Origin of the sequence: Rhizobium sp. NFR12 (genome assembly GCF_900108545.1) — a bacterium.
Taxonomy (GTDB): Bacteria; Pseudomonadota; Alphaproteobacteria; order Rhizobiales; family Rhizobiaceae; genus Neorhizobium; species Neorhizobium soli.
This window is the reverse complement of record NZ_FNWM01000002.1, coordinates 1,218,257-1,231,959: the sequence shown is the minus strand read 5'-3', so window position 1 is coordinate 1,231,959 and position 13,703 is coordinate 1,218,257. Positions and strand designations below refer to the sequence as shown.

Below are 13,703 nucleotides of genomic sequence, written 5' to 3'. Positions count from 1 at the left end.
GCTATAAAAATTCAAATGATTCCGAACAGAGATCGTGATCCGATTTGACTGAGCAAAGCACACCCGGCGGCGGAAAGCTGCCTCCAGGCATCGAACCCATTTCCATTATGGAAGAGATGCAGCGGTCCTATCTCGATTATGCGATGAGCGTGATCGTCAGCCGCGCACTTCCCGACGTTCGTGACGGACTGAAGCCGGTTCACCGGCGCATCATGTTCGGCATGTCCGAGCTCGGGATCGACTGGAACAAGAAATACGTCAAGTGCGCCCGCGTAACCGGTGACGTGATGGGTAAATTCCATCCGCACGGCAACTCCGCGATCTATGATGCGCTGGCACGTATGGCGCAGGATTGGTCGCTGCGATTGCCGCTGATCGACGGACAGGGCAATTTCGGATCGATCGACGGGGATCCGCCGGCGGCCGAGCGCTATACAGAGTGCAGGCTTGAAAAGTCGGCCCATGCGCTGCTCGATGATCTCGACAAGGAAACCGTCGACTTCCGCGACAACTATGACGGCACGCTGTCGGAACCGGTGGTTCTGCCGGCGAAATTCCCGAACCTGCTCGTCAATGGCGCAGGCGGCATCGCCGTCGGCATGGCGACCAACATCCCGCCGCACAATCTGTCGGAAGTGATCGACGGCTGCATCGCGATGATGGACAATCCGGCGATCGAACTGCCCGAGCTGATGCAGATCATTCCCGGTCCGGACTTTCCGACAGGTGCAATGATCCTTGGCCGTGCCGGCATTCGGCTGGCTTACGAGACGGGCCGCGGCTCCGTCATGATGCGCGGTCGTGCGACGATCGAACCTCTGCGCGGCGACCGTGAGCAGATCATCATCACCGAAGTTCCCTACCAGGTGAACAAGGCCTCGATGGTCGAAAAGATTGGCGAACTCGTCCGCGAAAAGCGGATCGAAGGGATTTCCGATCTGCGCGACGAGTCCGACAGACAGGGTTACCGCGTCGTCGTCGAGCTGAAGCGCGATGCGAATGCCGACGTCATTTTGAACCAGCTCTATCGCTACACGCCGCTACAGACGTCGTTCGGCTGCAACATGGTGGCGCTCAATGGCGGCAAGCCGGAGCAGCTGGCGCTGATCGACATGCTGAAGGCCTTTGTGTCCTTCCGCGAGGAAGTCGTCAGCCGCCGCACGAAGTACCTGTTGCGCAAGGCGCGCGAGCGCGCTCACGTGTTGGTGGGTCTGGCGATCGCCGTTGCCAATATCGATGAAGTCATTGCGCTCATTCGCCGTGCACCGGATCCTGCGACGGCGCGCGAGCAGTTGATGACGCGCCGCTGGCCGGCCCATGACGTCGAGGCTCTTATCCGGCTCATCGACGATCCGCGTCACAAGATCAACGAGGATCTGACCTACAACCTCTCCGAGGAACAGGCCCGCGCGATCCTCGAACTGCGTCTTGCCCGCCTGACGGCGCTCGGCCGCGATGAAATTGGCGACGAGCTGAACAAGATCGGCGCCGAGATCTCCGACTATCTCGACATCCTGTCGTCACGGGTTCGCATCCAGCAGATCGTCAAGGACGAACTCATCGCCGTTCGCGACGAATTCGGTACACCACGCCGCACCGAGATCCTCGAAGGCGGTCTCGAGATGGACGACGAGGACCTGATTGCCCGCGAGGACATGGTCGTTACCGTTTCGCATCTCGGCTATATCAAGCGTGTTCCGCTGGCGACCTACCGCGCGCAGCGTCGTGGCGGCAAGGGTCGCTCCGGCATGGCCACACGTGACGAGGACTTCGTTACCCGGCTATTCGTGGTCAATACTCATACGCCGGTGCTGTTCTTCTCCTCGCGTGGCATCGTCTACAAGGAAAAGGTCTGGCGCCTGCCGATCGGCACGCCGCAATCGCGCGGCAAGGCCCTGATCAACATGCTGCCGCTGGAAGCTGGCGAGCGCATCACCACAATCATGCCGTTGCCCGAAGACGAAACGTCCTGGGATAACCTCGACGTGATGTTCTCGACGACACGCGGCACGGTTCGCCGCAACAAGCTGTCGGACTTCGTGCAGGTCAACCGCAACGGCAAGATCGCCATGAAGCTCGAAGAAGAGGGTGACGAAATCCTCTCCGTCGAGACCTGCAGCGGTCCGAACCTCGACCTCAACGAGCCCGGCGATGACGTGTTGCTGACAACCGCGCTTGGACAGGCGATCCGCTTCCCGGTCGAAGAGGTCCGCGTCTTTGCCGGCCGTAATTCCATCGGTGTCCGCGGTATCAATCTGGCCGAAGGCGACCGCATCATCTCGATGACGATTGTCGGGCATGTCGATGCCGAGCCGTGGGAACGTGCAGCTTACCTCAAGCGCTCGGCGATCGAGCGCCGTGCTGCCGGAGTGGACGAAGAGGATATCGCTCTGGTTGGTGAGGAAGTCACCGAAGAGGGACAGCTCTCCGATGAGCGCTACGAATACCTGAAGCAACACGAACAGTTCGTGCTGACGGTTTCGGAAAAAGGCTACGGCAAGCGCTCGTCTTCCTATGACTTCCGCACCTCGGGCCGTGGCGGCAAGGGTATCCGTGCCACCGATACCTCGAAGACTGCGGAAATCGGCGAACTCGTTGCCGCCTTCCCGATCGACGAGGGTGACCAGATCATGCTCGTTTCGAATGGCGGCGTTCTGATCCGTGTTCCGGTTGGCGGCATTCGCATTGCCAGCCGTGCGACGAAGGGCGTCACGATCTTCTCGACCCACAAGGATGAGAAGGTGGTCTCCGTCGAGCGCATCAGCGAGCCAGAGAACGAAGACGAGAACGGCGAGTTGCCGGGTGAGATCTCGGCGGAAACCGGTGACCTCGGGATTGCTCCCGATACCGACACCGACGCGCCCGAAGCCGATACGCCTGATGCTGACGGGGATGCGACCGAATAGGTCGCGTCCACCCGGACGGCAAAAGACGAGAAAAACGAAAAAAGCCGGAGGATGGGAAACCATCCTCCGGCTTTTGTTTGAGTAGCTCCACGGGGTTGGGCATCTCGCCAGTATTTGGCACCGGCGATCAAACTAGTGGCGCGGTGTTCGATCATTGGATTGGGATGCGACCGAGTAGGTCGCGTCCTTCCGGAGGGCAGAGGACATCAACAACGAAAAAGCCGGAGGATGGAAAACCATCCTCCGGCTTTGTTTGAGCCGCTTGGCGCGGAAAGGGCATCGCGCCCTGTTCGCTACCGTTCACGAAAATAATGGTGTGGCTTGTCGCTCTAGATCTTCCCGACAACGTGCCCAAAGAGCAGGGGGCACGATTGCGGTTTCTGTGATCGCGGATGTTTCAGAGGAGCGGCCAAAGGGATGAGGTCCCAGTCCAGCTCCTCGCGGCAGGCGATCAATAGTAGGAGATGTCGCTGTAACGACCCGTAACCTGCGGGTAGTTGGAGCCGTCGACATCCGAGCGGTCCTGGTAAAGAGTGACCGTCGCCGTCAACATGACAGCAATCATGGCGCTCCATACGAGGTTAATCATGGTGATCTTGTCGGGCATAGCCATCTTTTTGTTTGCGATCATCATATCCGATTATCCTTTTAATTGCCTGAGCGCGTGAACTGCGCGCAGCGACACCACATTATGGGAGTGACCTATCTGAACGGCTCTGAAGCATGCTTGAATGGCGTGTTCATCTGGCGTTCAGATTCCGGATCGCGTTTCCACTTCTCAGAGGTCTGCCGATCCGAATACGTAAATCGCGGCGTCCAATAAAAGCGCTGCAACGATTGCAGCGAAAATCATCAAAGCCAGCATTTCCGTGTCTCTCAACTCAGCGGGACGATGATCTCGCCCCGTCATGTTTGTCAGTTAAACATGAGCCGGCTGAAACGGCCTTGAACGACGCATTCATCTTTCGTTCAGTTTTTGGGAAAGCCTTGCAGCGGGCGGCCTTCCATGACAAAAGGCCGTTGAAATTCAGCTGGAACAGGCTCCGACTTCAGTATGACGATCGCTCTTTATCCCGGCTCATTCGACCCGATGACAAACGGCCATCTCGATATTCTCGTGCAGGCGCTGAACATCGCTGAACGGGTCGTCGTGGCAATCGGCGTTCATCCGGGCAAGGTGCCGGTATTCAGCTTCGAGGAGCGCGCGGCATTGATCGCAGCAGCACTTTCGGAGGCTCTGCCCGAGCGCGAGGACAGTCTTTCGGTGGTTTCATTTGAAGGATTGGTGATCGACGCTGCCCGGGAGCAGGGGGCGACAATCCTTGTGCGCGGCCTGCGCGACGGGACCGATTTTGATTACGAGATGCAGATGGCCAGCATGAACCGGACAATGGCGCCAGACCTTCAGACGGTATTCCTGCCGTCGGCGGCGGCCTCCCGGCCCATAACGGCCACATTGGTCCGCCAGATCGCTGCCATGGGCGGCAATGTCGGCGAATTCGTGCCGGCTGTGGTACTGCGCGCCCTGAACGAAAAGCACAAACGCTGATTCTGCGACAAAAGATAACAGGAGTCTTCTGATGAAACTGCTTCGCCTCGCCATAGCCGGCGCCCTCGCGCTCGCTGCCACGGTCGGAACAGCCGTTGCGGCGGCAGACGATTTTCTGACCATCCAGTTGAAGGATGGCCCGGTCGTGATCCAGCTGATGCCTGAGTCGGCACCGAAGCACGTTGCGCAGGTGAAGGCGCTGGCTGCCAAGGGTGCCTATGACAACGTCATATTCCACCGCGTCATCGATGGTTTCATGGCCCAGACCGGCGACGTCAAGTTCGGCAAGCAGGGCGGCCCGAGCTTCAACGCTTCGCGCGCCGGCACCGGCGGCTCGGATCTTGCCGATCTTCCTGCAGAATTTTCCAAGACGCCATTCGAGCGCGGCACTGTCGGCATGGCCCGTTCGCAGAGCCCGAATTCTGCCAACTCGCAGTTCTTCATCATGTTCGACGAAGGTCCGTTCCTGAACGGTCAGTACACCGTAATCGGCAAGGTCGTGTCCGGCATGGAAGCCGTGGACAAGATCAAGCGCGGCGATGGCAGCAATGGCGAAGTCACCAATCCCGACAAGATGGTCAAGGTGACCGTCGGCAAGAAATGATCGACCCACAGTCGATTGAAACGGCAACGGCCCACAGGGCTGATGTCCTGAGACAGAGATAATCAAGGAGAAATACCATGGCCGAGATCAAGGATCCCGAAAACACCCTCATCATGGAAACCACCAAGGGCAAGGTCGTCATCTCGCTCCTGCCGGATCTGGCACCTGAGCATGTTGCGCGCATCAAGGAACTTGCCCGCGAAACCGCCTATGACGGCGTTGTATTCCACCGCGTCATTCCGGATTTCATGGCGCAGACCGGCGACGTCAAGTTCGGCAAGCAGGGTGGAGCGGACTTCAACCCTTCGCGCGCCGGCATGGGCGGCTCCGACAAGCCGGACCTGAAGGCTGAATTTTCGGCTGTATCGCATATCCGCGGCACATGCTCGATGGCCCGTTCGCAGAGCCCGAACTCCGCAAACTCGCAGTTCTTCATCTGCTTTACCGACGCGCCTTGGCTGAACAAGCAGTACACGGTCTGGGGCCAGGTCATCGAAGGCATGGACATCATCGACCTGATCAAGAAGGGCGAGCCGGTCAAGGATCCGGACTCGATCGTTTCCGTCCGCGTCGCCGCAGACGTCTGATCTGATCCGCCATTTCTGGCCCGCTCCGTCTTCTCGACGGGGCGGGCCTTGCCTATTCTGGAAGCTCATCCATCATGCGTGTCGATCTATTCGATTTCGATCTGCCCGAGGAAAACATTGCGCTGCGGCCGGCAAACCCGCGCGACAGCGCACGGCTGCTTGTCGTTGACGCAGGCGCCCATCCTGTCCTCTCCGACCAGCGGGTCAGCGATCTGGTGGCATTCCTGAAGCCGGGCGACGCACTGGTCTTCAACGACACGAAAGTCATTCCCGCGCAGCTCGAAGGCGTCCGTCATCGTGAGGGCGCCGGCGGTCAGCAGGTTTCCGCGACGCTGCATATGCGCACCGAGCCGGATGTCTGGAAGGCGTTTGCAAGGCCAGGCAAGCGGATCAAGATCGGCGACCGGATCGAGTTTGGCCATTCCGGTGACAATACCTGCTTGTCCGGGTCGCTTGTCGCGACAGTCGAAGACAAGGGTGAGGGCGGCGAGGTGACGCTGCGCTTTGATCTATCCGGTCCGGCTCTCGATGAAGCGATCCTGTCGGTCGGCCATATTCCGCTGCCGCCCTATATCGCCGCCAAGCGGCCTGAGGATGCGCAGGATGCCAAGGATTACCAGACGATCTACGCACGCGAGCAGGGCGCCGTTGCAGCACCGACAGCCGGGCTGCATTTCACGCCCGACCTGTTTGCCAGGCTGGACGCGGCAGGCGTCGAGCGCCATTTTGTGACGCTGCATGTGGGGGCCGGAACGTTTCTGCCGATGAAGGTGGACGATACCGAAGACCACAAGATGCATCAGGAAATCGGTTACGTGAGCGCCGAGACCGCGCAGCATCTCAACGCGATCAGGGCGAGGGGCGGGCGGATCGTCTGCGTCGGCACGACGTCGCTGCGACTGATCGAGAGTGCTGCGGCCGACGACGGCACGATACTGCCCTGGAGCGGTGCGACCGGCATCTTCATTACACCGGGCTATCGGTTCAAGGCCGTCGATATGCTGATGACCAATTTCCATTTGCCGAAATCGACGCTGTTCATGCTGGTCTCGGCCTTCTGCGGGCTTGAGACCATGCGCTCAGCCTACGACCATGCCATCTCTTCCGGCTACCGCTTCTATTCCTATGGCGACTCAAGCCTGCTTTTCAGGAACGACCGATGACCACCGAAAATTTCCAGTTCACCCTGAAGGCAACAGACGGCGCCGCCCGTCTCGGCGAAGTCTCCATGCCGCGCGGAACGATCCGCACGCCGGCCTTCATGCCGGTCGGTACCGTCGGGACCGTCAAGGCGATGTATCTCGACCAGGTGCGCGATACCGGCGCCGATATCATTCTTGGCAATACCTATCACCTGATGCTGCGGCCGGGGGCCGAACGGGTCGCGCGGCTTGGCGGGCTGCACAAGCTGATCCGCTGGGATCATCCGATCCTGACCGATTCGGGTGGCTTTCAGGTCATGTCGCTTTCGGCGCTCAGAAAGCTCGACGAGAAGGGTGTGACCTTCAAGAGCCATATCGACGGCTCCAGGCACCACATGTCGCCGGAGCGTTCGATCGAGATCCAGGGCCTGCTTGGCTCGGATATCCAGATGCAGCTCGACGAATGCGTGGCGCTTCCGGCCGAGGCCAAGGAAATCGAGCGCGCGATGGAGTTGTCGCTTCGCTGGGCCGAGCGCTGCCGGGTGGCCTTCGGGGAACAGCCAGGCAAGGCGATGTTCGGCATCGTCCAGGGTGGCGACATTCCGGCGCTTCGCGTGCGGTCTGCCGAAGGGCTGAAACAGCTCGACCTCAAGGGATATGCGGTGGGTGGCCTTGCGGTCGGCGAGCCGCAGGACGTGATGCTGCGCATGCTGGAGGAAACGCTCCCGGTTCTGCCGTCCGAAAAGCCGCGCTATCTGATGGGCGTCGGAACGCCTGATGATATCCTCAAATCGGTGGCGCGCGGTATCGACATGTTCGACTGCGTGATGCCGACGCGGGCCGGCCGTCACGGTCTCGCCTTCACCCGTCGCGGCAAGGTGAACCTTCGCAACGCACGCCATGCCGAGGATATGCGACCGCTCGACGACGAGTCCGGCTGCCCGGCGACACGCGATTACTCCCGCGCCTATCTGCACCATCTGATCCGCGCAGACGAATCGCTGGGCGGGATGCTGCTCTCGTGGAACAACCTCAATTACTATCAGGATCTGATGAAGGGTATTCGCGAGGCGATCGCGAATGGTCGTTTCGAGGATTTCTGTGCAGAGACCCAAGCGGAATGGGCCAAGGGCGATATCGACCCGGTCTGACAATATTCGAGCGGGCAGGGGCGGTGCCCCTGCCGACCATATTTTGGCTAGATGCCCTGGCTCGCCGTATTGCGGATCATCCGGACGCCGTTGACCTTGTAGGATCCGTCGTCCATCAGCCGCATGTCGTAGATTGCGGTCCAGTCCTTGCCCTGCTTGGCGCTGATCATCACCTCCTGCAGCACGACTTCGCCGCCGCCCACTAGTTTGGAGCGGCCGAAGGCATAGGTTCCGGCCTGATAGACAGCCTCATAGTTGTCGCGGACCATGGCGAAGAAGACTTTTTTATCCGGATAAAGACTGCGGATCCCCGGCGACGCGAGAGAATAGGCCTTATCCGCATCGTCGTTCATCAAGGCGGAGATCTGGGCGGAGATGACGGCGCGGGCGTCGGCGACCGGATCTTCGGCGTGGACGACGCCTGCAGGTGACAGAAAGAGGAATGCGGCAAGAGAGGCTATTCGAAAGCGCATCTGACATTCTCCAGCATCGGCTTCCATAAAGTTTAGAGCATACTCACCAAAGGGAAAGGTGGCGTTGCGGATATTTTCAGCATCACCGCGATCTGCCCAGTCGGACGGCAAACCATAACGCAGGGCAGGGTCCCACGTTCATGTCTTGTCGTCGTCAAAGTCGCGGTGCACCAGTGTGTCTGATGTGATTGCTTCGGAATTCCGTAATGACCCTACTAGCGCCGGCTCTGCTCTATTTCAGCAATGCTCTTCTGTTCGTTTCCCTGTTCACGCGGCTTCCAGCCATTCAGGAATCAATGGGAATCGACAAGGCAGTGCTCGGGATGGCGCTGCTCAGCGCACCGGTCGGCACGTTTCTTGCGCTGCCTCTGGCGGGGAGGATCACCGACAGGCTCACACCTCGGATGACCGCAGTCATCACCTTGCCGATTGTCGCGCTTCTGAGCCCGATCGTGGCGGCCGCGCCGTTGCCTCTCTTCGTCTTCGGTTTTTTCCTGTTCGGCTTCTTTCGCACGATCTTCGACGTGTCCGCCAACATGATCTCCGCCGGTATTGAGCAGCGGACCGGCACAAAGGTTCTGGCGAAAAGCCACGGGTTCTGGTCGGTCGGGCTTCTGTTCGGATCGCTGGCGTCCGGTTTCCTCGCAGCGCAGGGCGTGACGCCCTTTGTGCAGCAGAGCGTGGCGGCGTTTCTTGTCCTCACGGCCTGCTTTGCCGTCTTCCGGGTCACGGCCGCCGACCCGGCGCCAGCTGCGCCGACGACGAAAAGAAAATCCGCATACGTCATGCCGGACAAGACCATCATCCTCATCTGCATCATGGTGTTCGGGCTCTGCATCGTGGAAGGCGCTGTCTATGACTGGGCGATCTTTTATCTGCGCGAGGAAATGGGGGCCGATCCGGCGATGGCCGGCGTCCTCTACGCCGTCTTCACCGTCGGCATGGGACTGACGCGGCTGTCGGGCGACAAGCTGCGGGAAGTCGCAGGACCGATCTCGCTGATCCGGGGATCCGCTATCGCCGTCGCGTTCGGTATCGTGCTGCTGGTGACCGCCGCAAACCTCGTCGTTGCCGGCGTGGCGCTGTTTCTGATCGGCTGCGGGATAGCGCTGGCCTTTCCCCTGGCAGTCTCGACCACGATCGCGCGCGGCAAGGGACAGCCGTCCGACAATCTTGCAGCGCTCGCGCTGACACTGATGCTTTCCACGATCGGCGTGCCGCCGCTTCTCGGCTTCATTGCCGAGCATGTGAGCCTGGTTGCCACGTTCGTCGTTCTTCTGCCGACCGTTCTCATCAGCTTCCTGATGGCGCCCGTGGCCGATGGGCGCCGGCCGTTCCGTCTCAGGCGTTGATCGCTTGCATGTGGAAAACCGGTCGGTTTTGGGGCAGGGGCAAGACTTGCCGGCTGATGGCCCCTAATTGGCCACATGAATGGATAATGGCTTGAGCCGACTGGACTTCGTCGCTACGACTGGATTGGCGTTTTCTGATATGACTTTCCGAAAACAGGTGGCACTGTGATCGATCCCTATGAAATTCTTGGTGTTTCGCGCGAGGCGGATGTGACGGCGATTAAGCTTGCCTACCGCAAACGGGTGAAATCCGCCCATCCCGATACCGGCGGCGATGCGGAAACGTTCGGGCAGCTGAAGGCATCCTTCGAGCTCCTGAACGACCCGATCCGCAGAAAAGTCTATGACGACACCGGTTACGATCCCGAGCTTGCCGACAAGAAGGACCTGCAGGGTCTCGTCATTCTGGAGATGCTCGTCAACGAGATGATCCTCGACGAGCGCGAGCCGGGCAGCTTTGATCCGGTTTCCTCGATGCGGCGCAAGCTCACCGACCGGATCGTCAATGCGCGCTTCCATATTCTCGAAATGGAGCGCCACCGCGCCCGCATCCGCAATCACATCAACCGGATCGGCCGCAAGCCGGAAACGGATGTTCTGGGTCGCATGCTGAAATCCCGCTGCGAAACGATTGCCGATGCGATCAGCAAGGCCGATTCCGAGATCCAGACCATTGAGCAGGCCTATGGCATGCTGGATGGATACAGTTACGAGATCGAAATTGTCGAGGTGAAGGACGCGGCCGAATAGGCCGCGGACCCTCACTCGGCCATCGGGCGATCACATTTGGCGTTGCCGAAACTTCACGGATCATTTCATGACACTTGCCATCCGAGACGCCACCCGTGCCGATGCCGGAACGCTCCTGTCTTTCATCCGCGAACTCGCGATCTTCGAAAAGGCCGAGCATGAGGTTGCGGCGACCGTCGAGACGATTGAGACATCGATGTTCGGCCCGACATCTGTCACGCGCGGCCTGATCTGCGAAAGCGATGGCAAACCGGTCGGCATGGCCATCTGGTTCTTCAATTATTCGACATGGCAGGCACGGAACGGACTTTATCTCGAGGATCTCTACGTGACGCCGAACGCTCGGGGGCTCGGGGCTGGGAAGGCGCTGTTGCGGCATCTCGCGAAGATCGCTGTCGAGAGCGGGTGCGGACGGTTCGAGTGGAGCGTGCTCGACTGGAACGAACCGGCGATCGGTGTCTACGATGCGATCGGTGCCGAACCGCAGAAGGAGTGGATCCGCTACCGGATGGCTGGTGAGAAGCTCAGGGACTTTGCTGACGGCTAGGCCGGATCAGCCCGTTACCGTCGCGCGGTCAAAGGCCAGGTGAGCGCGACGAACGCCATGCCGCCAGCAACCAGAACGAAGGCCACACCCAGACTATAGTGATGGGCAACGAAACCGATGGCGGCCGGACCCATGAGAATTCCGGCGTAGCCCATCGTCGTGATGGCAGCGATCGCATGGCTGGGTGGCATTTGGGTCTGCTTGCCGGCTGCTGTGAACAGAACCGGCACGATATTGGAAGCCCCGAGCCCTACCAGAAGGAAGCCCGCAAACGCCAGGGGCTGGTTAGGAGCCAGGACTGTCAGCAGGAAACCCAGTGCTGCGAGCGTGCCGCCACCGACCACGACTTTCATGCCGCCGAGCGTCTTGACGATCCAGTCGCCTGTCAGCCGACCAACGGTCATCGCGATGGCGAACATCGTGTAGCCAAAGCCTGCCTGAGCTGGATCGACAAGGTGCGCGCCGATGAGGAACAGAGCGCTCCAGTCGAGCACCGCGCCCTCGCCAAGGAAAACCAGAAAGCACAGCAGTCCGATGAAGGCCACGATGCCGCGCGGGATGGTGAACAACGGCGCATCTCCGGTCTCCTGGTTTCCGTAGGGCAGGAGGCCTCGAAAGGATTGCGCCAGCAGACCAAGCAGCAGCGCACTGAACATCAAGGTCGCGGTCAGGGGTGAAACGCCGGCACCAAGCAGAAGGCTCATGCCGCCCGCGCCGACAATGCCGCCGACGCTGAACAGCCCATGGAAGCCGGACATCATGTTGCGGCCGCTGTCCTTCTCGACCATGACGGCCTGAATATTGATCGCGACGTCCACCGCGCCAACGCTTGCCCCGAACAGCGCCAGCGAGATCGCCATGCCGGGAAGCGTATCGGCGACCGCCAGCAGCGGGAGCACGACGGCGAGGGCGAGGGTGCTTGCCACGATGACGGCCCGGCATCCGAATCGGCTCGCGAGAATGCCGACCATTGGCATGGTCACGATAGAGCCCAGGCCAAGGCACAGGAGCAGCAGGCCAAGCGTGCCGTCATCCACGCCGATTCGAGCCTTGGCGACAGGAACCAGCGGTGCCCAGGCCGCCATGGCCGAGCCGGCAATGAGAAAGCTGGAGCGCGTGGCCCATTGGTGTCGGCCTCCGGTGCGGGGGCGTCCTGTGAGGATCTGGGCGTTCGGCATCTCGGTAGCTCCTGGATTACAGCGTTGGACCTCGGCAGAGATCGTCGCCGTCCTTGATGGTGCCCTGTTTACAGAATGCGTAATAATGTGCAAGATCGTGCAGAAACTTTGATGAGGGACCCGGCACGTGCTGACAGAAGAGAGGCTCGACCGCATCCGCGAGCAGTTGACCATCCGCGGCAAGGTCGTGGCTAGCGAGCTGGCGACGCAGTTCGACGTTTCCGAAGACACGGTTCGCAGAGACCTGCGCGAACTCGCCAAGCTGGGCTTCTGCCGTCGTGTCTATGGCGGCGCGCTGCTGCCGACGCCGGATTTCGGCACGCTGGCCACCAGAACTGCATTGGATAAGGATCGAAAGTCGAGCCTTGCACGGGCGGCGGCGCGGCTTGTCGAGGACGGCCAGACCGTGTTCATCGACGCCGGATCCACCAATCTTGCGGTCGCGAACGCGCTCGATCCGAGCCAGACGCTGACGATCATCACGAACGCGCCGGTGATTGCGACGGCGCTATCAGACCGACCGAACTTCACGGTCATTGTACTCGGCGGTCTGTACGATCAGGCGAAAGGCGCGTGCCTCGGGCCGCAGGCGATACGTGAAGCCATGCAGGTCTATGCGGACATGTTCATCATCGGCGTATGCGGCGTGGACAGCATCGCCGGCGTCACTGCGCTCGATCCGAGCGAAGCCGAAATCAAGCGGACCATGGTGAACCAGAGCAGCATTCTCGTTGTCGCCGCGACGGCCGAGAAGCTCGGCACAGTCGCGCCGTTCAAGGTCGCGGACACGTCGATGATCGATCATCTCATCGTGGAGGATGGCGAATTCGACCGCGGAGACTTCGCGCGGTGCGATGTCCAGGTGCATGTCGCACTAGATGGCGGTTCTCCGTCGACGTGAAGCATGTGGCGGCAACGTCCGCATCTTTCGTAGCTTCGCACGTTCGTCAAACGAGGAATTCAACGACCCATGCGCATCGCCCACACAGCACTTTGGACCCGCGACCTCGACGCCGCTGCCGGGTTTTTCGAGACCTATTTCGGCGCAACGGTGGGAGAACCTTACCACAGCAAGAACAGGGTAGGGTTCACATCGAGGTTCGCCAACCTGCCCGGTGCAGAGGACCAGATCGAGCTCATGTCCGGGCCATGGGTGACGGACGCCACAGAAGAAAGCGTTGGCTGGGATCATATCGCCATCGCCCTTGGCAGCGAGAGTGCAGTCGATGCTTTGGCGGAACGTTGCCGACTGGCCGGCTGTCTGCGGTCAGGACCCAGATGGACCGGTGACGGGTTCTACGAGGCCGTCATCGTGATGCCGGATGGTAGCGCCGTCGAGATCACCGTTTGAACGCGATGCCGACGGCGCACAAAGTTGTTGCGTTCGATCATCAATGTTCTGGGTACTGAAACGTATGGGATGTGATCCGGCGGATCCGGCGCTCGCTCAGGTCAAGACCATGC

14 protein-coding genes are annotated in these 13,703 nt (G+C 60.4%); 11 read left to right on the top strand and 3 right to left on the bottom strand.

The features are described from left to right. Positions 1 to 44 precede the first annotated feature (44 nt). Positions 45 to 2,906 carry a DNA gyrase subunit A gene (gene gyrA, locus BLW69_RS13360; RefSeq protein WP_092662378.1) on the top strand — a complete coding sequence of 954 codons (2,862 nt, stop codon included), beginning with the start codon at positions 45 to 47 and terminating at the stop codon, positions 2,904 to 2,906. A gap of 451 nt (positions 2,907 to 3,357) precedes the next feature. Here the strand turns inward: gyrA and BLW69_RS13355 are convergent, their stop codons facing one another. After that, the gene (locus BLW69_RS13355; RefSeq protein WP_062456843.1) at positions 3,358 to 3,540 is read right to left on the bottom strand and encodes a hypothetical protein; all 183 of its coding nucleotides are present in this window, start codon (positions 3,538 to 3,540) and stop codon (positions 3,358 to 3,360) included. 420 nt (positions 3,541 to 3,960) lie between these two features. Between BLW69_RS13355 and coaD the strand changes: the two genes are divergently transcribed. From coaD to tgt, 5 genes are all read left to right on the top strand, one after another. Further along, positions 3,961 to 4,455 (top strand): pantetheine-phosphate adenylyltransferase, encoded by a 495-nt coding sequence (gene coaD, locus BLW69_RS13350; RefSeq protein WP_062580735.1) that lies wholly within the window; start codon positions 3,961 to 3,963, stop codon positions 4,453 to 4,455. Positions 4,456 to 4,486: 31 nt separating this feature from the next. Then, positions 4,487 to 5,059: a peptidylprolyl isomerase gene (locus BLW69_RS13345; protein ID WP_062456848.1), complete on the top strand. Its 573-nt coding sequence runs from the start codon at positions 4,487 to 4,489 to the stop codon at positions 5,057 to 5,059. 77 nt (positions 5,060 to 5,136) lie between these two features. After that, on the top strand, positions 5,137 to 5,646 hold the full coding sequence (locus BLW69_RS13340; RefSeq protein WP_062456851.1) for a peptidylprolyl isomerase: 510 nt from the start codon (positions 5,137 to 5,139) through the stop codon (positions 5,644 to 5,646). 74 nt (positions 5,647 to 5,720) lie between these two features. Further along, the gene (gene queA, locus BLW69_RS13335; protein WP_092662376.1) at positions 5,721 to 6,809 is read left to right on the top strand and encodes a tRNA preQ1(34) S-adenosylmethionine ribosyltransferase-isomerase QueA; all 1,089 of its coding nucleotides are present in this window, start codon (positions 5,721 to 5,723) and stop codon (positions 6,807 to 6,809) included. Continuing rightward, positions 6,806 to 7,939, top strand: a complete 1,134-nt coding sequence (gene tgt / locus BLW69_RS13330; RefSeq protein WP_092662374.1) for a tRNA guanosine(34) transglycosylase Tgt — start codon at positions 6,806 to 6,808, stop codon at positions 7,937 to 7,939. The genes queA and tgt overlap by 4 nt, the downstream gene beginning before the upstream one ends. Positions 7,940 to 7,986: 47 nt before the next feature. Here tgt and BLW69_RS13325 read toward each other — a convergent pair whose 3' ends face one another. Then, a complete protein-coding gene (locus tag BLW69_RS13325; RefSeq protein ID WP_092662372.1) occupies positions 7,987 to 8,412 on the bottom strand; it encodes a DUF4864 domain-containing protein in 426 nt (141 codons plus the stop codon). Positions 8,413 to 8,618: 206 nt separating this feature from the next. On the opposite strand from BLW69_RS13325, the gene BLW69_RS13320 reads away from it, so the two are divergent. The 3 genes from BLW69_RS13320 (at position 8,619) to BLW69_RS13310 (ending at position 11,061) form a co-directional block, all read left to right on the top strand. Next, a complete protein-coding gene (locus BLW69_RS13320; protein ID WP_092662370.1) occupies positions 8,619 to 9,764 on the top strand; it encodes an MFS transporter in 1,146 nt (381 codons plus the stop codon). A 165-nt stretch (positions 9,765 to 9,929) separates the two neighbouring features. After that, entirely contained in the window at positions 9,930 to 10,514 is a 585-nt protein-coding gene (locus BLW69_RS13315) for a J domain-containing protein (protein ID WP_062456866.1), read from the top strand. A 67-nt stretch (positions 10,515 to 10,581) separates the two neighbouring features. After that, positions 10,582 to 11,061, top strand: coding sequence for a GNAT family N-acetyltransferase (locus BLW69_RS13310; RefSeq protein WP_062580728.1), 480 nt, complete (start codon positions 10,582 to 10,584; stop codon positions 11,059 to 11,061). A 14-nt stretch (positions 11,062 to 11,075) separates the two neighbouring features. Here BLW69_RS13310 and BLW69_RS13305 read toward each other — a convergent pair whose 3' ends face one another. Continuing rightward, positions 11,076 to 12,239, bottom strand: coding sequence for an MFS transporter (locus tag BLW69_RS13305; RefSeq protein WP_092662368.1), 1,164 nt, complete (start codon positions 12,237 to 12,239; stop codon positions 11,076 to 11,078). 127 nt (positions 12,240 to 12,366) lie between these two features. Between BLW69_RS13305 and BLW69_RS13300 the strand changes: the two genes are divergently transcribed. Continuing rightward, positions 12,367 to 13,140, top strand: coding sequence for a DeoR/GlpR family DNA-binding transcription regulator (locus BLW69_RS13300; protein ID WP_092662366.1), 774 nt, complete (start codon positions 12,367 to 12,369; stop codon positions 13,138 to 13,140). A 69-nt stretch (positions 13,141 to 13,209) separates the two neighbouring features. After that, on the top strand, positions 13,210 to 13,590 hold the full coding sequence (locus tag BLW69_RS13295) for a glyoxalase/bleomycin resistance/extradiol dioxygenase family protein (RefSeq protein ID WP_062456878.1): 381 nt from the start codon (positions 13,210 to 13,212) through the stop codon (positions 13,588 to 13,590). The last annotated feature ends 113 nt before the right edge of the window (positions 13,591 to 13,703 follow it).